This is a genomic window from Marinoscillum pacificum (assembly GCF_024714495.1).
GTDB lineage: Bacteria > Bacteroidota > Bacteroidia > Cytophagales > Cyclobacteriaceae > Marinoscillum > Marinoscillum pacificum.
Genome location: NZ_JAMZMJ010000007.1, coordinates 161714 through 181124 on the forward strand (window position 1 = coordinate 161714; position 19411 = coordinate 181124).

Below are 19411 nucleotides of genomic sequence, written 5' to 3' on the forward strand. Positions count from 1 at the left end.
ATGACCCAGAAAATTCCTCTAAAGGCCTGGGGCCTTTTGTTCACCCTATCCTTGATATGGGGGAGCTCATTTATTCTTATTAAAAAGGGCCTTGTTGGCTTGGAACCGATAGAACTTGGAGCTGTCAGAATACTTTCAGCTTCCTTGTTTATGCTTCCTTTTGCCATTCGTAATTTTAAGAAAGTAAGACGAGAGCATGTTAAATACTTGATCTCTGTTGGTTTCGTAGGGAGCTTTATTCCTGCATTTCTATTTGCAATAGCACAAACGAGACTGGAGAGCTCTATTACAGGAGTTTTGAATGCTCTAACCCCAATCTTCACTATTCTAGTTGGATTGATATTTTATGCACAGAAGCAAAAGGCACAAGTCTTTATCGGGGTGTTCGTTGGTTTTGTTGGTACGACTATTTTAGTTCTTGCCGGATCAGGTGGAGATATCTCCAACTTTAACTTCTATGCCTTTTTTGTGGTGGCAGCAACTATCATGTATGCACTAAATACTAATTTGATCAAGTATCACTTATCGGATTTGAAGGCAGTAACGATTACAAGCATTTCGCTTGCATTTGTCGGGCCAATAGCTGCAGTTCAACTTTTATTCTTCACAGACTTCTCTCACAAGTTGATGCATGTAGAAGGCACAATGATGGCCACTTCATTCATTCTGGTTCTGGGAGTGTTGGGTACGGCTATTGCCTTGTTGATTTTTAATAGACTGGTAAGCCTTACCGATCCAGTTTTTACTTCTTCGGTAACTTATATCATTCCTGTTGTAGCTATTTGCTGGGGATTGATTGATGGTGAGGTTTTGCTCATGTCACACATCATAGGAATCTCCGGAATATTGGTTGGAGTTTATATTGCTAATACGGCAAGACGGAAATAAATAAAACGCCATCTACAAAAGCAGATGGCGTTAGATTCATTGAACATTAATGTTCTATTGGTTAGGTGTTAATGTCGAAGTTTTTCAACAGTGAACTCAGCCAAGAAACCCTTCGCCTGTTCTATTCCCTGGAATTCAAATACCTTGTTGTCTCCATCGGCTGTGTGAATCTCCATTACTATTGATTCCACTTTCTTACCCGTTTTGAATGGATCAGTTGAAGACTTACTAGGGTCTCTTTCTCTATCCACATTGGAAGTAAGGTTCGTTGTTTTACGCTTGATTCGGCCACAATATGAACATTTGTATTCCTTCAGAATCTCTCCATCTGTGGTATCAGTTGGCTGTACCAAGACTTCTTCTTTTTCAAGCTTCAATGTTTGGAATCCACATCTATCACACTCAAGCGCGTGAAGGTGACCTTTGTATTTTTCAATTTTAGTTTCACCAGTTGCTTCATCAATCCATACATCATAATCTACAGAGAAAGCATTTTCTTCTGCTTGCATTCCTTCATCAAGGTATGAATCTTCTTCATCTTCACTAAGTAACTTCATTTTGTTACCAGTGCTTGGGTTAATTCTTGGAGTGAATCTTAATTTCTTAAGTCTCTTTTCCAATTTTCCTGGGTAGTAGTATTTGAAAACCAAGAAAGCTACATATGCATGTAAAGTGGCAATGAAAATTCCGATGAATATTCGGGTAAGTTTCCAGGTGATACCTAGAGAGACCATCTCCACGTAGGTCTGGTTGACCAAACAAAAAATGGCAAATGCCAGGATGTAGTTGGTAATTAAAAGTGTTTTGATTTCTCTTTCATTAGCTAAGTCATATTTGGCTTTAGCACTTCCGGCGGCAAGGTAGCGGAATATATAAATCAAAAATATAAGAGCACTTATAGCTACTGATCCGATAAAAAGATAGAGCATGACATCATGCCATATATCCAAAAACACCTGATAAGTCTCGTTATCTTTCATAAGATTTTAAATAAGCTTTTAAATAGTAAATATTCCTGTTCACGCTAAAATAATCCTATTTACTCAAGATTATTGTATGATGTCGTCAAAGTTTTGTATTTACGACAGTTGACAGGGGTCTAAAAGCCTCTAAAACCTCAATACTCTGCTTGCGTTACAAATTGGTTTGTAGGAGTGAAATCAACGGAATCAATCGAATCAGTGTACATTTCGGACAACACCACATCTTTTACTTGGTCCCATTTTTTGAGAGCTTGCTTTTCTGTTTCCATAATAAAGGAAAACAGAGTCATCAGGAGAAGTAGCGATATGATTTTACTCTTTTTCATTCTATCTATTAGATGCTGTTGACCTGTTGTTGGTTGCATCATATTCGAAAAAAATACTTTCCGAAAATCAAAAAGTTACTCTTAGGGTTAAATAGTTTGCAGTCACTTTAGAAATAAAGGAATTATTGCTTTATTTTAATAACAAGCCAAATTTGATCATATGCCTAAAGCAACATCTAAACGTCTGACCAAAAGTCAAACGAACAACGCCCTCTTAGTAGAGATTGCCTGGGAAGTCCTAAATCAGGTAGGAGGTATCTACACAGTGATTCGTTCTAAGGTACCAACTGTAGTCCCAAAGTGGGGGAGTCATTATTGCTTGTTAGGTCCTTATATGCCTGGAAATGTTGCAGCAGAGTTTGAACCCATAGATGTTTCTTCTTCTGATCCGTATGGTAAAGTCGTTCAAAAAATGCGTGACGCAGGTTATGTAGTGCATTATGGAGTATGGCTTGTTTCCGGTAGACCAAAGGCTGTATTGTTTGATTTGGGAAGTGTGATACACCGTTTAGGGGATATCAAGTATTTGCTTTGGGAGCATCATGGTATTTCTACCCCAAGCGATGATTTCTTGCTCAATGATGTACTGGCTTTTGGAGAAATGGTTAAGATCTTTTTGACCGAATTGGCAGAAGTTAACAAAGGACAAAAAGAACTAATTGCGCATTTTCATGAATGGATGGCAGCAACTGGCCTTCCCGGATTGAGAAGAGATAAAGTGAAAGTGAAAACCATTTTCACCACGCATGCGACCTTACTTGGTAGATATCTGGCAATGAATGATCCGCAGTTTTATGATCATTTACCGTTTATGGATTGGCAAAAGGAGGCGCAGCATTTCAATATTGAATCCAATGTCATGATCGAGCGTGCTGCTGCTCATGGCGCACATATATTTAGTACAGTGAGTGAAGTAACAGCTGCAGAGTGTAGGCAGTTGCTAGGTAGAAACCCAGACGTTATTTTGCCAAATGGCATAAATAACCAGCGTTTTGAAGCACTTCATGAGTTTCAAAACCTCCATCTGGAGAATAAGAATAAGATTCACTCATTTACCATGTCCCACTTCTTTTCGAGCTATACATTCGATTTGGATAAGACTTTGTACTTCTTCACTTCAGGGCGATATGAGTATTTAAACAAAGGCTATGATTTGACTTTGGAGGCACTGGCGAGACTAAATCACAGACTCCAGACAGAAAAATCTGATTTAACCGTGGTGATGTTCTTCATTACCAAGCGTCCTTACTATAGCATGAACCCTGAGATATTGCAGAGTCGTGCATTGTTAGAAGAATTCAGACACACTATAGATGCAATACAGCGTCAGGTTGGTGAGCGCATGCTTTTCGAAGCAGTGAGTCATAAGGATACCAAAATGCCTGAGCTGAATAAGTTTGTGGATGATTACTGGAAATTAAGGTTCCGAAGAACCTTACAAAGTTGGAAAAGTGATAGCCTTCCTCCTGTAATTACACATAATCTGCATGACGATTCTGGTGATGAGATTCTCAATTTCTTGAGAACTAGTAACATGGTAAATAACAAGCACGATCGTGTGAAAGTGGTTTATCACCCAGACTTCATCAATTATACTAACCCATTGTTCAGTATGGATTATGGGCAGTTTGTGAGAGGGTGTCATTTGGGGGTATTCCCTAGTTACTATGAGCCGTGGGGTTATACGCCTTTGGAATGTATCGCATCAGGAGTGCCAACAATCACAAGTGATTTAGCAGGATTTGGAGATTATGTGCAGGAAAATGTGCCTGACCATGATCGAAGAGGGATCTACCTGGTAAGAAGAAATCAGAAATCCTTCGATGAGGCTGCTGGGCAACTTGCAAACAAAATGTACAACTACGTACGGTTGAGTAGAAGAGATCGCATCGATTTGAGAAACCGTACGGAGAGCTCTTCTACTTTATTTGACTGGAGTAACCTGGTCAAGTACTATGAGCAGGCCTATGTCCAGGCCATGCAAATGGATGCCGATTAATTTTTCATATAATCTTCCCACCATTGTACATGTGGAAGATCCTGTGACAGGCTAAACGCTTTACCTATTTTCGGTGTAACTAATTCCAGATTGGCTTCAGAAGCAGCTTTTGCTACTCTGACTGCTGGCTCATACCATTCATGAGGAGCTAAAGAAAATCCTCCCCAGTGAATTGGCATCATGGATTTGGTGCGAATGTCCAAAGATGCTTGAACGGTTTGCTCTGGCATCATATGGATCGGTTCCCATCGGTGGTTGTACTGACCACACTCCATCATCGCAAAATCAAATGGCCCCATTTTGTCTCCAATCTCTTTGAAGTGCGGACCATAACCTCCATCTCCACTGAAGTAAATTTTGTTATGCTCACCTTGAATTACCCAAGATGCCCACAGTGTTTTGTTTCTGTCATCTGTTCCACGTCCTGAGAAGTGTCGTGCAGGAGTAGCGGTGAAAGTGAATTGCTCTAATTGAGCAGCCTCCCACCAATCCAATTCAGTAATTTTTTCTTCTGGAACTCCCCATGCTTTTAGGTGTGATCCGAGTCCCAAAGGAGTATAAAAGTGACCAACCTTGTCCTTGATTCTTTTGATGGTATAGTAGTCCAGATGATCATAGTGATCATGAGAATAAATCACAGCATCGAGTTGTGGGATATTATCAAAATCAAATGTTGGAGCGTTTTTAAATCGCTTTCCAAAGATTGGAACGGGCGAAGCATAAGGTCCAAGCATTGGGTCAAGAAAGATCTTTTTACCTTCTATTTCTAAAAGTAATGCGGAATGTCCATACCAGGTGACCACAATGTTGGAATCATTAGCTGCTGGTTTCTCTGTACCAAAGAAGGTGTCAAGTTCCTCTTTTGGAGAAGTGTTTTTTGAACTAAGAGATTCTTTGAGCATTCCCCAGGAATTGGAAAAACTCATATCCATTTTGGTCTCAATCAGGTTGACGAACTGGTCTTTCTCATAATGAGATGATTGAGCTATTTTTTGAAGGTGCTCACCACTCGGCTTAGCGCCAAACTGTGGGGCGAATTTGATAAATGCCATAACTGCTACTACAAATACGATGATTACCGAGGCAATAATTGCCAGTACTTTTAAAAAGCGATTTTTTAGGATTGCCATTGGTTTGAATTGATACTTTCTTTTTTGAAACTGTGAAATCTACCAATTGATTTCAGATCGCTTCATTGCAGCTTAGACGATTAGCAGCTTACGATATTTTAAAATCGAAAATATTTTTTCAACTTCAAAGCTCGACCACCGTATTTTAAAAGATGGTAGAAATAGGAGTATTAGGAGTATTTGCGGGAATAGCTGTGGCCATGTCATTCTTTTTAGCCTATTTCTTGATAGTACAGGTTAGTAAGAAAAATTCAGCGGTAGTGTGGCTGGGGTTGGCTGTTTTGGCGATTGGTCTACGTATAGCTAAATCCATCATTTTCTTCATTTTTTACGAAATATCGCCAATTGGTTTGGCTATCGGCTTTTTTGCATTGGCAAGCATTGGTCCATTGTTTCTTACTTATGTTTCTAAATCTCGTCACAGAGATAAGAAGATTAGCTCGTCAATACTCTTGCATTTTCTAATACCTGTGGTTGGTGCGATTACTTGTTTTGTGATCACTCCTGATCCTTTGGAAACAACTTTATATGAATCGGCTACTTTATTGCTGTCGGGATATTTGGGTGTTATATTGTACAGACACTTGAGATTTCAGTATGAAACTTCAGAGGAGAAAAGATGGATATCTACAACGCTCTTTGTTGGATGGGGTGCCTGGTCTGCTTTTGTGTTACAGCATTTGGCAGGAACTATTGTCTTTTATGCTTACGGTTCGTTGGTTGCTTCTGCTTTTATCTTTTATCTCTTTATGAAAGTGCTGCAGAATCCGCCAGTTTTTGGAATGAAGACCAAAAAAGTTGCCGTTTCCACTGAAGTACTTGCAGAAGTGAGGCGAAGTTTTGAACTCGATAGAGTGTTTCTGCAAACTGGCATTTCGGTTAATTCATTGTCGGAGCAAATTAATGTGCCTGCTTATCAGGTGACAAAAGCTGTGCGTGAACTTTACAATAAATCCTTCCCGGAAGCATTGAGTCATTTTAGAGTGATAGCTTTTAAAGAATTGATCTCTGATCCTGAGCAGAGCAATTTTACCATTGAGTATTTAGCGGAGCAATCTGGTTTTAAAACAACCAGTTCGTTTTACACTGCTTTTAAGAAGGAAACCGGAATGACTCCAACAGAATACATGGAATCATCCCAGTTAAAAACGGCCTAATTTTTAAGTTCCAGGAAGTTTGTAAGTGCCGTTTTGAATTTCACTTTCGATTTGACCAAGACGCTCAGCAAAGTATTCTGGAGCATTAGGTTTTAGTTGCTTTAACAGCTTTAGCGCGGTTGATTTTTTATCTAGAAAGTAATAACCAATTCCTTTATTTAGCTCTAGGAACCAGGTGTCAGGATGGTTCTTAAGTGTTCTGTTGAGAAGAGTAATTGCATCTTCATAATTACCAGTTTTCAACAGGAAGATACTGAAGTAGTTGGTTTGTCCTGGATCCATGTCCGTTGCGATCGCTTCTTGTATGGTTTGCTTCAATTCGGTTTTACGATCTAGTTGGGCTAAGATTTCGGCTTTAGTCTGGAGGTTGCTGGCATTTCTATTGGCCGCAAATCCATTAGATCCTCCATTAATTGACCGGTTAGCCCATTCCAAAGCTTCTTCCAAATTCGTGTCATGGTTTAAACACCATCTTGCAGCATCATTCCAGGCTTCCCATCGATAGGTATTGAGCCCACGAAGTTCTCTTCTAAAGCTTGTGATCACCGTTTCATTGAGGTCAACTGATACTTTGAAAGGGATCCGTTTATCTGTCCATTCCAAGCCGATGATTACTTCATTTTCTTGCCAGCTCAAAAACTCATAGTCCAGCTTTTCTGAGTAAGGAGCCTCTTCCGAAGAAACTTCTACTTTTAAAGAAACGTCATTTTCTACATCCAAATAATAGCTGCCCCATTGCTCAGAAGCATGAGCAAATAGCAACTCATATTTATCCTCTCTTGGGATTATATGAAAGCCATAAGTCCCTGCTGAAAGAGGTTGCCCTTCTATCATCACGTCAGTGCTGAAGCTAATCGTGGTGTTCATGTTGGCACCAGCTCTCCAGGCTATTGGTTCGCCATTTTGAGGGATGATATTGGGGTTATTCCAGACTTCCCGGCCACGTGCAGCTGGACTATGATAGGTAATGGTAATATCGGTGACACCAAGAGTTTGTGTTTCCGTCACAAAATTGCTTGCCTGAGGTATTTTGAGTGTGTGAAATTGAGCATAAGTCATCCTTTGAACTCCCAATAGCATAGCTATCAGAAGCACACAGTTTCTGAGTTTTTGATTCATGATTGATTAAGTTTTATGTTTTTGATCTAAAATCCGTAGAGCAGATTGAGTTTGGTGTCGATGCCATTATGAGTATCTGGAAGTGCGTCCATGCTCGTCCCAATTTGGAATCGTGTGGACCAATGACTGGAAAATCGACCTTCATATCCGAGACCAACTCGGCCAAAGTTTTCAAAGTCGGTTTGTTGAAAGGTACTTCCATCTGGCATGGTGATGTCAATATCAAATCTGGTTTGGTTGAAGGCGAAATATCCCAGGATTAGATGGTTGTTTTCAACACCTAGCACTTTGCCAAATTGAAACTGTAAAGCAGACTGTGGTTTGATGAAATAGTTAACAATCGCCTGGGCAGGATTCGAAGTATTTTTAAAGGTTCCGAATGGTTTGTTGAGTTGTACTTCCATTCCGAAGACAAGGTCATTGTCAAAATGCCATCTATAGCCACCTGTTAATCCAAAAGCGCTTCTGTTTCCATCTCCAATGGTTTCTTGGCCGTTTACTTGAGCTCCGCCAAATAAATAAAGATAGTTGATATCTAGCCCGATGAATACTCCTTGAAATTCTTTTTGAGCATAGACAGAGTATGTTGAAAACAACAAAAGGATAATGTAAAAATGCTTCATGAGTTGTGGTTTGATCCTCATGCAAGCATACGGCGAAAATTGCTGGAGGTAAGAGTGAGTATGTCCTGATTCTTGGAATTTGGAGAAATTTCGATAGGCGTGAAAATAAAAAATCCCTACCAGAGTGCTCTAGTAGGGATTTGAATCAGTTTCTTAAAACTCTGGTGTTATTCGGTCCAGCTCATTGGATACTTGTCATCCACATAGTTTAGTCCTTCTTCAGTTACATAGATTGGTCCAAAGGTGTCCAGCATTACCGCTATTTCTTCGGTCTCTTTCGCGCCGATACTTTTCTCCACAGTACCTGGGTGAGGTCCATGTGGTAATCCTCCTGGATGTAGCGTAAATGATCCTCGATCTATTCCTTTTCTACTCATGAAGTTGCCTTCTACATAGTAAAGCACTTCATCACTGTCAATATTCGAGTGATTGTATGGCGCAGGAATAGCTTTCGGGTGATAATCGAATAGTCTTGGTACAAACGAACAGATCACATAGCCATATGCCTGGAACGTTTGATGAACTGGTGGTGGCTGATGGATTCGTCCTGTTATGGGTTCAAAGTCATGAATCGACAAGGCATAAGGATACAAGTAACCATCCCAACCAACCACGTCAAAAGGCGATTGATCATATTCATACTGATGCAACATGTCACCCTTTTTGATTTGCATCAAGTAATGACCTCTTTCAGGTTCGGTGACCAACTCAGAAGGAGGCCGGATGTCACGCTCACAATATGGAGAATGCTCTAGTAGTTGGCCCAATTCATTTCGGTATCTCTTGACTGTTTCCACAGGAGCTACAGACTCAATAATTAGTAATCTCAAAGGACCTTCATCCCATTCAAACTTGTAAATAGTTGTTCTTGGAATTACCACATAATCTCCTGAACGAACTTTGAACTTTCCGAATTGAGAGATCAAATAACCGCTACCATCATGGATGAATACCACTTCATCAGCTTCAGCATTTTTGTAATAATAATCCATCTTTCTGCTAGATGGATTGCACAGAGCCATGCTGACATCCTTGTTCTTTAGCAGCACTTTGCGTGCTCCTAGATAGTCTTCTCCCGTCACACCAACGCCATTGGTATTCAAGTGCGTTTGTTTCAATCCATACCCCTCGGCGATCTTAGAGCCGAATGGAACCGGATCCTTAATCCCTTTTATTCGGGTAGGGGGAGTGATGTGATACAGGTTTGAATATATGCCTGAAAATCCCTTGGACGACACCAATTCTTCCGCATACAGACTGCCATCTGGTTGCCTAAATTGAGTATGTCGCTTGGGTGGGATTTCTCCAAGTCGATGATAATAGGTCATGTTGTTGTTTTGGGGTTAATTCTTTTCTGCCAATCTATTGGCTTCATCCATCAATGTCAATGCTTTTTGGAAAATCTCGTTTTGCTCATTGAATACCGGGTAGAAACCATCATTGCTCCAGATATTCCTCGCGATAAATGCTTTTAAGTAAATCTTCATTAAATCTTTACTCTTCTCCAGCTGTTTCGCATTGGGTTTAACATTATTTTGTTCTCCAATTTGAGCCAATTCAGCCAACATCTTATCAGACACTTTGAAGTTATTGATAAACTGTTGTAAAGACATTTTTTCTAATTCCGAACGATGATCGTCAGCATATACCAGACTGTATTCTGCCACAGAGTTGGTGTTGAACAAACGAGTCATGTAGCTAGAGTTTTCTGCAGTGTCAAGTGGCACAAAATAGTCCGGCATGATACCTCCACCTCCATACACTTCTCGACCTTTGTCTGTTTTGAAAATCAGACTGTCGTTGAATTTGATGCTGTCAGCCGAGTACATTTCACCACTGGCAAAACGTTCATAGTATTCCATGTGATAGTCTTCCAAAGACCCGTCGTATGGTTTTTGGATGCATCGGCCACTTGGAGTGTAATATCTGGAAATGGTCAGTCGCATAGCAGATCCATCATTCAGCTGGATCGGCATTTGCACAAGACCTTTACCAAATGATCTTCTTCCTACAATCAATGCTCTGTCATGATCTTGCAAAGCACCGGATACAATTTCTGAAGCAGAAGCAGAACCTTCGTCTAGAAGAACGATCACTGGACCTTGCTCAAAATCCCCTTTTCTATCGGAGTAATATTGTGAATTATGGTTAGCGTCTTTTCCTTTGGTGTAAACGATCATCTGATTGTCTCCCAGTAGCTCATCAACCATTTTTACAGCAGGATCCATATAACCACCTGGATTTCCAGATAGGTCAAGAATTAGCTTTTGCATTCCTGCTTTTTTAAGTTTTGTTAGGGCGTCTTTGAACTCAGCATAAGTTGTCGCAGCAAATCGGCTCACTTTGATGTAGCCAATTTCATCATTGACCATGTAAGAAACATCCACTGAATATTGAGGAATCACATCTCGCTCAATTGTGTAAGCGAGAAGTTCACTATTATTTTTTCTTTTGATTTCAATGGTTACTTCTGAGCCTTTTTCACCACGTAATGCTTTCACCACATCCTGGTTGGTGATGCCAACCCCGGCTACTGTTTCTCCATCTACTGTGATGATTTGATCACCAGGCATGATGCCGAGTTTTTCAGAAGGCCCACCACTTAAAGGTGATACCACATGAATGGTGTCTTTGAAAATGTTGAATTCAATACCGATTCCCTCGAAATTACCTTCCAATTGAGCTTGAGAGATTTTAAGATCTTCTGCAGGAATGTAGACTGAGTGAGGATCTAGTTTGGTGAGCATTTCCTCGATAGCTGTCTCTACCAACTCATCTGTATTGACATCATCCACATAATCATTCTGAATATGGGAAATTACTTGTCTGAATTTGTAGATACTTTGGTACAATCCTTCGGAGTTGTTTCCACTTCCGTCAGCCATGTTGGCACCGATAAAAATTCCCAATGCAATAGCTGCACCGATAAATAATGGAAGCCTGATGGCGTTGTTTGTATTCTTGGTCTCGCTCACTTTGTCAACTTTAATTCCTAAAATTAGTCCCTTTGTAATCATTTGTTAACGAGATGGAGACTAAAATCGTTTCTATGTAAAATGAAGCTGGCCTTTTTGATTCATATTGGTATCTTTGAAGATAATGCGTGTATTTGATTTGACCATAAGATCTCTGGTAGATGAAAACTATGTCTATGCTCGTGCTTTGAGCTATTTGGGCGTGGATTTTTATTTATATCCAGATCGTAAGTTGAGAGAATTGTGCGCAGAACGTGGCTTGACCAAAAGTCAGGTATTAAATGCCTTCTATTTGTTTGATCGATCGCACCGGTTTTCTTTCCAGGAATTGAAGAAATATCCACTGGAGATTGTGATCGAATACCTAAAACATACCCACCATTCATTTATCAAGGACCGTTTGCCATACATCGCCCGATTGGTGAATCAATACCCTGAACAAGATGATTTGAAATTGATATTTCCTGAATTTATTGAGGAGTTTATCAGTCACATCTATGAGGAAGAGGATCATGTGTTTTCGTATATCAGCACATTGATTGACTACCAAAAAGGTAAATATGTCAATCCACAGATGTTCCAAATGGAATATGGTTCGATTTCCCTCAAATCAATTCACAAAGAACATAAGGAAGAGGACGAACTTGCCGGAATCAGAGCATTAGTAGAAGATTACAATGTGAATGATCTACATCGTCAGGTGATCTCTAAAGAAGTGAAAGCCTTTGATCGGGAAATGTGGTACCACGCAGAGATTGAGAACAAGATACTTTTCCCTAAAGCGATTGCCTTAGAAGCGATTGTAAAAGATAAAATCAATAACCATTCTAAACTGAATTAATGGCTCGAGTTTTAGCTATTGATTATGGAGCAAAACGAACAGGTCTTGCAGTGACTGACCCATTGGGAATGATAGCGTCTCCATTGGATACTGTTCGTTCACATGATCTCTTTGATTTCTTGAAAGAATACTTTCTGAAAGAGGATGTTTCTGAGGTAGTAATAGGTATGCCGAAGAACACAGATGGTACTCCAACCAACGCCACTCCATTGGTAGAAGCAGCTGTTAATAGATTTAGGAAACTATTTCCCGACAAGAAACTATTTTTGCATGACGAACGGTTTACTTCCAAAATGGCTATGGACGCAATGATTGCCGGAGGCATGAAGAAGAAAGACCGTCAGAATAAAGGCAACATTGATAAAGTCAGTGCGGCCATCATTTTACAATCTTATTTAGAAACACGAATATGATTTATCCAATTGTGCTCTTTGGAGACCCGGTTTTGAAGAAAAAGGCGAGTGATATACCGCATGGAGAAGATGTGAAAGAGCTAGTACAGGATATGTTTGATACCATGTATGCTGCTTCTGGAGTTGGTTTGGCCGCTCCGCAGATTGGTAAGTCCATCCGACTTTTTGTAGTGGATGATAACCCAATGATGGAAGAAGGCGAACAAGGAATGAAAAAGGCGTTCATCAATCCAGAGATAATTGAAGAGGATGGTGATGATTGGGCTTTTGAAGAAGGGTGTTTGAGTATTCCTGGTATCAGAGGTGAAGTGGAGCGTCCAGAGATTGTGAAAATCAAATACTACGACGAAGACTGGAATGAGCATATAGAAGAATTTGATGATATCCATGCTCGTGTCATCCAGCACGAATACGATCACATAGAAGGAATTCTTTTCACGGATTACCTGACTCCATTCAAGAAAAGGTTGCTAAAAGGTAAGTTGGCGAGTATCAGCAAAGGCAAAGTGGATGCTGACTACCGAGTGAAAGTACCTAAAAAGTGATTGATGAGCTAAAGATAGCACTGATCCAATCTGATTTGCATTGGGAAAATGTGGAGGCCAATCTGGCCATGTTTGAAGAGAAGATCTGGACATTGAAACATCCGGTAGATGTAATAGTGCTACCGGAAATGTTTACCACTGGGTTTTCTATGAATGCAAAGGAGTTAGCGGAAGTTCATAAGACGAAAACCTTTAAGTGGATGCAGCAACAAGCTGCTCAGACCAAAGCTATAGTCATTGGAAGTGCTATTATTAAAGAAGGTGAGCCCATCTACAATAGACTATATGCCGTATATCCTGATGGTAGTTTTCATCACTATGACAAAAAACATCGGTTTGGCTTAGCAGGAGAGGATCAGGATTATACTGCTGGAAAAAGTCGGGTTATTATCGACGTGAAAGGCTGGAAAATCATGCCTTTGATTTGCTATGATCTTCGTTTCCCCGTGTGGGCTCGATCCAGAAGTTCACAAGAAAGCTTATTTGAATATGATGCCCTAATCTATGTCGCAAATTGGCCGGAGCCAAGAGTGAATGCATGGGATGCATTGTTGACAGCTCGAGCAATAGAAAACACTTCGTATTGTATAGGTGTTAATCGAGTAGGAGAAGATGGAGTAGGTGCGCATTATGTTGGGCATTCGGCAGCCTACAATTATAAAGGAGAGCAATTGGCATTTTCGGTGGAGGAAGAAATACTCTACGCTATTTTAACCAAAGAAGATCTATTGGCATTCAGGAAGCGATTTCCTTTCCAGGCAGATGCAGATGACTTTGAGTTGAAGTAACCACAGAGAAGCTAAGAAAACAGAGAATTAATATTTTTCAATCTCCTTGTTTAGTTCATTTCGATTAATAATTTTTCCTTTCATTCTTATCATAAATGGTTTCGTAGCTTGAATATCATTCAGCGCCAATAATTGGAGATTTTGATGTCTGATGGTTTGGTTCAGAATGGTTGAAGCTTTCCCAAGGGTTGCAGATTCTTCACCAGTTAGTATAATTGCCAGTTTCTCAGATTTGACTAGATCTGAGGCGTAACTCAATGTTACTGCGTCAGAGAAGTTGTCCATTTCCAATATGTTCGTTTCTGATCCGATCACTTCTTTAATTTGATTAACTAATGAATCATCAAAATTGAATGCATGAGCATCAGTTAAGAAGTGAATGATGATCAAACTGGATGGATGTTGGCTCATTACGAATGTTGAGAGATATATTTGCTAATCTATGACAAGCTTCATCGAATTTCTATATTCTCGGTTTTTATTGAGTGACGGTGTGTCCATCGATACACGAACTATCACTAAAGGGAATCTCTACTTTGCACTGAAAGGACCAAACTTCAATGCGAATAAGTACGCTATTCAAGCACTAGAACTTGGTGCAGCCTATGCTGTAGTAGATGAAGAAGAATATGTTACCGATGAGCGAATCATTCTTGCTGATGACGCACAGAAGGCTTTACAAGATCTGGCGACTTTTCATAGAAGCAGATTCAAAAGACCCGTTTTAGGTCTTACTGGCTCGAATGGGAAGACTACTACCAAAGAACTCGTAAATCGGGTTTTAGCTACTAAATACATTACTCATGCGACAAAGGGTAATCTGAACAATCATTTAGGTGTGCCTCTAACGCTCTTACACATTCATCCACAAGTAGAAATTGCCATAATAGAGATGGGTGCGAATCATGTGGGAGAAATAGCAGAGCTGTGCGGCTATGCCAACCCGACGCATGGATTGATTACCAACATTGGCGAAGCACATACCGAGTTGTTTGGAGGTATAGAAGGTGTCCTGAGAGGGAAAAGTGAGTTGTTTGATCACTTACGCCAAACAGGCAGTAAAGCATTTATTAATGTGGATGATTTCCGATTGGAGAATATGGCTAAGCGATTTGCGGATCCGGTTTTGTTCCCGGCGGAAGACTTAAAACTCATTGATGCTAACCCCTATTTGATGATCAAGTTGGGTGAAAAGGAAGTGCAGACCAATCTGGTAGGGAGATATAATTATGGAAACATCGCTGCGGCAGTAGCTGTTGGTCGAGAGTTCGGTGTTGCTGATGATCAGATTCTAGAAGCAATCGCGTCGTACATTCCAGAAAATCAACGATCTCAGGTCATTAAAAAAGATTCGGTAACGATCATCAATGATTGCTACAATGCCAACCCTACTTCCATGAAAGCTGCTTTGGACAATCTGGAGTCGATGACAGGAAAAAAAGCGGTCATTCTCGGTGAAATGAAAGAATTACAAGATGCTGTGGACCGCCATTTGGATGTAGGCCGCTGGATCAAGCAAGCAAATTTTGATCAGGTGATATTGGTTGGGCGCCACATGATAGCCGCTGAGCAATTGCTGGAAAATGTCTACTGGTTTGAAACCGTAGAAGCCGCTCGTCCATTCCTGGAAAAGCGAAATTTTAAAGATCACACAGTCTTAATCAAAGGCTCTCGAAGTGGTAAGCTGGATAAGGTAGCTGATATGGTCAGTGGCTGATTATTAGTTTGACTGGTAATAATTGTGGTTAGTTGTATTTGAGCAAGAATAAATTTCATTTATCCTTGTAGTTAAGTGCGATTTAGTTAAATCCACTTCATGTCATTTAATGATAACTAATGCCTTAACCTTACCAAATCAGCAACTCCTTAAGTAGACCTGGAAGTTCATTTAAGCATTTCTGATTGGTATACAACCAGCCATTTCTATGAAAAGATTTTCTTTATTATTCATTTTCGGACTTTCTTTTTTATCACATTTAGTAATTGCTCAAGAGGAGCAGCGTGCTTTCATAACCACCTGGAAGACTGATAATGATGGGCCTTCTGAGGATAACCAGATTATAATTCCAACAATATCAGCACCAACCTTTATCTATGATTATAATATTTATTGGGAAAAAATTGACGATTCTTCCATTAATGGTGTAGTCACTGGTATTACTGGTAATTACACAATTGACTTTCCTTCTTCAGGTATCTATAGGGTAGAGATTACCGGACAATTTCCTGCGATTGAGTTTGGAAGATTAAACAAATACGACTCTAAAAAAATTCTAACAATAGAGCAGTGGGGAGAAATAGAGTGGCAAACCATGTCTTTTGCTTTTGCTCACTGTAAAAATCTAAGAATTACAGCTATTGATTCTCCTGATTTAACAGAGGTAAGTTCGTTAAGTTACATGTTTAGTAATGCCACTTCGATGAACGACTCAATTGGACATTGGGATGTAAGTCATATAGAAGTTCTGGAGGGGATGTTTAGTGAAGCCACAAATTTCAATCAACCGATTGGACAATGGAAAGTTGATTCGGTAAATACATTGAATTATTTATTTCGTAGCGCAAGCAGTTTTAATCAGGATCTCAGTTTATGGGATGTTAGCAATGTAGAAATAATGACAAGTGTATTTTGGAACAGTGGGTTTAATCAGCCATTAGATACATGGGATGTAAGCAATGTCAAATATATGAACAGCATGTTTCGAGATGCTCAAAATTTCAACCAAGACCTCAGTTCATGGGATGTTTCTTCCGTAGAGCAGATGAATTTAATGTTTGCAGGAGCCGAAGAATTTGATCAGGACCTTAGTCAGTGGGATATTTCAAATGTTTGGAGATTTAACAATATTTTTGATAATAGTGGGCTTGGAAGTGATAATTATGATCAATTGTTAATGTCATGGTCACAGTTAGATAGTTTGCAAAATGATGTGTCATTCGGAGCTCAAGGATTGGGATTTTGTCATGGAACGCATGCTAGGCTTTTATTAATGAGGCAATTCGGTTGGACATTTTCTGGAGATACCCAGGAATGTTATTTTGAATCATTAGAAGGAAGAAGTGCAAGTGTCATGACTCAGGTTGGAGATCAAGTTTATTTTGGCTTAGGCAGTAATAATGACGAATATTTTTCTGATTGGTTTCTGCTCGGTTCCCCTTTAACATTTAGAGATTCTTTTCCAGGAGTTCCTAGAAGAGAAGCATCAATTTTCTCATTGGATTCAATAATTTATGTTGGGTTGGGAAAAGATTCAACCGGTCTTTATCTTGGTGACTTCTTTGCATATGACACTAGGGTTGATGTTTGGACTGAATTATCTGAATTCTCAGGGGCAGAAAGAGCGAATGCTACTGAATTTGTTCTAAATGGAAGTGCTTATATTGGAACTGGTGTTAACGAGGGTGGAGAATTAGCAGATTTTTGGAGATACGATGTTCAAAAGGATGTTTGGGAAGAATTAAGTGATTGGGGTGAAAACGCTAGACAAGGGGCTTTTTCTTTTGTTTTAGATAATAAGGCCTATGTTGGGGGAGGGTTTTATGGAGACACATCAATACAACTATTTGATTTACATGAGTATGATCCAAACACTGAAATTTGGGAATTTAAATTACAAAATCAAACAATGCTTGGTTTAAGTAATGCGGCTTCTTTTGACATGAACGGTATAGGATATGTTGCTTATGGGAACACTCGGAAAATAGTTGGGTATAATGCTTTTTTCAATGAATTGATTGATTTTGGTGATACCTTATCTCTAGGCTCCAATTTGACGGATCCATTAGTTTTTATTTCTGAAGATAGTGCCATTTTTTGTTGGGGCAACAAATACAATACTGGTGATCTTTATTTGATGGATTTTCTAAGTTTTGTGGATAAGAATGAAAATCCATCAGAACTTTATTTAAGTGATTCATTGGTAGATGAAAATTCTGATTCTTTGAAATATATAGGAACTTTATCAAGTTTTGATAGCGATAGGGTTCGTCTACCTGAATATAGTATTTTAAATACAACATCTGAAGGAGCTAACTTTACCATTTCTAGAGATTCACTATTCTCTTCAATAGTTTTTAACTATGAACTAGATTCTTCTTACAATATTGAGTTGAGAGTAAGTGATTCTAGAGGAGGTTTTTTTGATAAAGCCATTTCAATTTATGTAAATGATCAGAATGAAGCACCAACCTCTATATCCCTATCCAATACTTTAGTTGAGGAATCGAATGCTGAGACGGTACTTGTTGGAACCCTTTCATCAGAGGATGAAGATAACGGCGATACTTTCACATATACTATTGTGTCTGGTGATGGTACTAATGACGTTGATAATGATCAGTTCACGATCACGGATGATCAGCTTTCACTGATTAGTCCAAATTTTGAGGAACAATCAAGCTATGTGGTGAATTTAGAAGTAACTGATAGTGGCGGAGAGACCTATGTCGAATCATTTACGATAGTGGTTAGTGATGTAAATGAAGCGCCAACCTCTATATCCCTGTCCAATACTTCTGTTGAGGAATCGAATACTGAGACGGTACTTGTTGGAACCTTTTCATCAGAGGATGAAGATAACGGCGACACTTTCACATATACTATTGTGTCTGGTGATGGCACTAATGATGTTGATAATGATCAGTTTACAATTACGGATGATGAGCTTTCTTTGATCAATCCAGACTATGAAGAGCAAGCTAGATATTTGGTGAATATAGAAGTTGCTGATGCTGGAGGGCTAATTTTAGCACAATCTTTTGTAGTGGATGTGACAGACCTCAACGAATCTCCAACCGACATTCTATTCACTGTGGAGGAGATTTTCGAAGAAGATATCATTGGAACTCTTGCGGGAACATTTGAGACGGTCGATGAAGATGCCGATCAGACCTTTACTTATACGTTTGATGTTCCATCAGATACATTTGAAATTGTTGATGACTCGTTATTTACAAAAGCAGAATTTGATTTCTTATCAGATCAGACGTATTCTATTACAGTTACAAGTACTGATCAGGGAGATTCTTCCTTCACAAAATCTTTTGAAGTACTTGTGATTGATATGGCAGAGCCAGTTGTATTAGGTGATAAAACTAATAAGCTATTAGTCTACCCTAACCCAGTTCAAAACCAGCTCCATGTACAATATGATGGAGTGACTAAATTGGAAGCATTTGATCTCTCTGGTATATTAGTTGCTGAGAGTGACAAGGAGAAATTCCTCGATACATCCAATTGGAACTCCGGAGTCTATATTCTTCGAATATGGGTTGGAGATGAATCTAAGGATGTCAAAATCATCAAGAAATAAACAAACAGAAAAGGCTTGCCATCGGCAAGCCTTTTTTCGTTTAGATAAGTGAATATATGTTTGCTCATATAAGTTAGGTTAGTGTAGAAGCTCCACATCTATTCTTACCACAGCTATATTTCAAAGATCATAAAGCCTTAATAAATGGCTCGCGAGGTGGCAAGCTGCATAGGGTTGCTGATATGATCAATGGTTGAAATGTAGTTTGATTGGCGAAAAATTCTTTGGTAGTTGTATTTGAAGAAGAATAAATTTGATTTATCCTTGTGGATAACTTTGTTTTAAACAACGCCAACAGCTATGATTAACTAT

The 19411-nt window shown here is 39.4% G+C and carries 16 protein-coding genes; 9 read left to right on the forward strand and 7 right to left on the reverse strand.

Going from position 1 to position 19411, the window contains the following annotated elements:
- Entirely contained in the window at positions 1-888 is an 888-nt protein-coding gene (locus NXS00_RS17040) for a DMT family transporter (protein WP_258100458.1), read from the forward strand.
- 68 nt (positions 889-956) lie between these two features.
- Here NXS00_RS17040 and NXS00_RS17045 read toward each other — a convergent pair whose 3' ends face one another.
- Positions 957-1868, reverse strand: coding sequence for a hypothetical protein (locus NXS00_RS17045; protein WP_258100459.1), 912 nt, complete (start codon positions 1866-1868; stop codon positions 957-959).
- 489 nt (positions 1869-2357) lie between these two features.
- On the opposite strand from NXS00_RS17045, the gene NXS00_RS17050 reads away from it, so the two are divergent.
- Entirely contained in the window at positions 2358-4196 is a 1839-nt protein-coding gene (locus NXS00_RS17050) for a glycosyltransferase (protein WP_258100460.1), read from the forward strand.
- Here the strand turns inward: NXS00_RS17050 and NXS00_RS17055 are convergent.
- The gene (locus tag NXS00_RS17055; RefSeq protein ID WP_258100461.1) at positions 4193-5326 is read right to left on the reverse strand and encodes an MBL fold metallo-hydrolase; all 1134 of its coding nucleotides are present in this window, start codon (positions 5324-5326) and stop codon (positions 4193-4195) included. The two genes, NXS00_RS17050 and NXS00_RS17055, sit on opposite strands and share 4 nt — an antisense overlap.
- A gap of 152 nt (positions 5327-5478) precedes the next feature.
- Between NXS00_RS17055 and NXS00_RS17060 the strand changes: the two genes are divergently transcribed.
- Entirely contained in the window at positions 5479-6483 is a 1005-nt protein-coding gene (locus NXS00_RS17060) for a helix-turn-helix domain-containing protein (protein ID WP_258100462.1), read from the forward strand.
- A gap of 3 nt (positions 6484-6486) precedes the next feature.
- Here the strand turns inward: NXS00_RS17060 and NXS00_RS17065 are convergent, their stop codons facing one another.
- From NXS00_RS17065 to NXS00_RS17080, 4 genes are all read right to left on the reverse strand, one after another.
- A complete protein-coding gene (locus NXS00_RS17065) occupies positions 6487-7602 on the reverse strand; it encodes a DUF2911 domain-containing protein (protein ID WP_258100463.1) in 1116 nt (371 codons plus the stop codon).
- A 26-nt stretch (positions 7603-7628) separates the two neighbouring features.
- Positions 7629-8225 (reverse strand): outer membrane beta-barrel protein, encoded by a 597-nt coding sequence (locus tag NXS00_RS17070; RefSeq protein WP_258100464.1) that lies wholly within the window; start codon positions 8223-8225, stop codon positions 7629-7631.
- A gap of 167 nt (positions 8226-8392) precedes the next feature.
- Complete coding sequence (locus NXS00_RS17075; protein ID WP_258100465.1) at positions 8393-9553, reverse strand: homogentisate 1,2-dioxygenase; 1161 nt, start codon at positions 9551-9553, stop codon at positions 8393-8395.
- Between the two features lie 15 nt (positions 9554-9568).
- Positions 9569-11242, reverse strand: a complete 1674-nt coding sequence (locus NXS00_RS17080) for a S41 family peptidase (RefSeq protein WP_258100466.1) — start codon at positions 11240-11242, stop codon at positions 9569-9571.
- Positions 11243-11324: 82 nt separating this feature from the next.
- Here NXS00_RS17080 and NXS00_RS17085 point away from each other — a divergent pair, with 82 nt between their 5' ends.
- The 4 genes from NXS00_RS17085 to NXS00_RS17100 are packed head-to-tail and all read left to right on the forward strand — an operon-like array spanning position 11325 to position 13787.
- Positions 11325-12041 carry a hemerythrin domain-containing protein gene (locus NXS00_RS17085; RefSeq protein ID WP_258100467.1) on the forward strand — a complete coding sequence of 239 codons (717 nt, stop codon included), beginning with the start codon at positions 11325-11327 and terminating at the stop codon, positions 12039-12041.
- Positions 12041-12454, forward strand: a complete 414-nt coding sequence (gene ruvX / locus NXS00_RS17090) for a Holliday junction resolvase RuvX (RefSeq protein WP_258100468.1) — start codon at positions 12041-12043, stop codon at positions 12452-12454. Before NXS00_RS17085 ends, ruvX begins: the two co-directional genes overlap by 1 nt.
- Positions 12451-12999: a peptide deformylase gene (def, locus tag NXS00_RS17095; protein WP_258100469.1), complete on the forward strand. Its 549-nt coding sequence runs from the start codon at positions 12451-12453 to the stop codon at positions 12997-12999. The genes ruvX and def overlap by 4 nt, the downstream gene beginning before the upstream one ends.
- On the forward strand, positions 12996-13787 hold the full coding sequence (locus tag NXS00_RS17100) for an amidohydrolase (protein WP_308709349.1): 792 nt from the start codon (positions 12996-12998) through the stop codon (positions 13785-13787). The genes def and NXS00_RS17100 overlap by 4 nt, the downstream gene beginning before the upstream one ends.
- 27 nt (positions 13788-13814) lie before the next feature.
- Here NXS00_RS17100 and NXS00_RS17105 read toward each other — a convergent pair whose 3' ends face one another.
- Positions 13815-14198, reverse strand: a complete 384-nt coding sequence (locus tag NXS00_RS17105; protein ID WP_258100470.1) for a hypothetical protein — start codon at positions 14196-14198, stop codon at positions 13815-13817.
- Between the two features lie 31 nt (positions 14199-14229).
- Between NXS00_RS17105 and NXS00_RS17110 the strand changes: the two genes are divergently transcribed.
- Both NXS00_RS17110 and NXS00_RS17115 read left to right on the forward strand, forming a co-directional pair.
- The gene (locus NXS00_RS17110; RefSeq protein ID WP_258100471.1) at positions 14230-15504 is read left to right on the forward strand and encodes a UDP-N-acetylmuramoyl-tripeptide--D-alanyl-D-alanine ligase; all 1275 of its coding nucleotides are present in this window, start codon (positions 14230-14232) and stop codon (positions 15502-15504) included.
- A gap of 208 nt (positions 15505-15712) precedes the next feature.
- Positions 15713-19099, forward strand: a complete 3387-nt coding sequence (locus NXS00_RS17115; RefSeq protein ID WP_258100472.1) for a BspA family leucine-rich repeat surface protein — start codon at positions 15713-15715, stop codon at positions 19097-19099.
- Positions 19100-19411 lie beyond the last annotated feature (312 nt).

Bases quoted from the DNA above. Each gene is read 5' to 3' on its own strand.
- NXS00_RS17040 (WP_258100458.1), top strand. From the start codon at position 1: ATGACCCAGAAAATTCCTCTAAAGGCCTGGGGCCTTTTGTTCACCCTA.
- NXS00_RS17045 (WP_258100459.1), bottom strand. From the start codon at position 1,868: ATGAAAGATAACGAGACTTATCAGGTGTTTTTGGATATATGGCATGAT.
- NXS00_RS17050 (WP_258100460.1), top strand. From the start codon at position 2,358: ATGCCTAAAGCAACATCTAAACGTCTGACCAAAAGTCAAACGAACAAC.
- NXS00_RS17055 (WP_258100461.1), bottom strand. From the start codon at position 5,326: ATGGCAATCCTAAAAAATCGCTTTTTAAAAGTACTGGCAATTATTGCC.
- NXS00_RS17060 (WP_258100462.1), top strand. From the start codon at position 5,479: ATGGTAGAAATAGGAGTATTAGGAGTATTTGCGGGAATAGCTGTGGCC.
- NXS00_RS17065 (WP_258100463.1), bottom strand. From the start codon at position 7,602: ATGAATCAAAAACTCAGAAACTGTGTGCTTCTGATAGCTATGCTATTG.
- NXS00_RS17070 (WP_258100464.1), bottom strand. From the start codon at position 8,225: ATGAAGCATTTTTACATTATCCTTTTGTTGTTTTCAACATACTCTGTC.
- NXS00_RS17075 (WP_258100465.1), bottom strand. From the start codon at position 9,553: ATGACCTATTATCATCGACTTGGAGAAATCCCACCCAAGCGACATACT.
- NXS00_RS17080 (WP_258100466.1), bottom strand. From the start codon at position 11,242: ATGATTACAAAGGGACTAATTTTAGGAATTAAAGTTGACAAAGTGAGC.
- NXS00_RS17085 (WP_258100467.1), top strand. From the start codon at position 11,325: ATGCGTGTATTTGATTTGACCATAAGATCTCTGGTAGATGAAAACTAT.
- ruvX (WP_258100468.1), top strand. From the start codon at position 12,041: ATGGCTCGAGTTTTAGCTATTGATTATGGAGCAAAACGAACAGGTCTT.
- def (WP_258100469.1), top strand. From the start codon at position 12,451: ATGATTTATCCAATTGTGCTCTTTGGAGACCCGGTTTTGAAGAAAAAG.
- NXS00_RS17105 (WP_258100470.1), bottom strand. From the start codon at position 14,198: ATGAGCCAACATCCATCCAGTTTGATCATCATTCACTTCTTAACTGAT.
- NXS00_RS17110 (WP_258100471.1), top strand. From the start codon at position 14,230: ATGACAAGCTTCATCGAATTTCTATATTCTCGGTTTTTATTGAGTGAC.
- NXS00_RS17115 (WP_258100472.1), top strand. From the start codon at position 15,713: ATGAAAAGATTTTCTTTATTATTCATTTTCGGACTTTCTTTTTTATCA.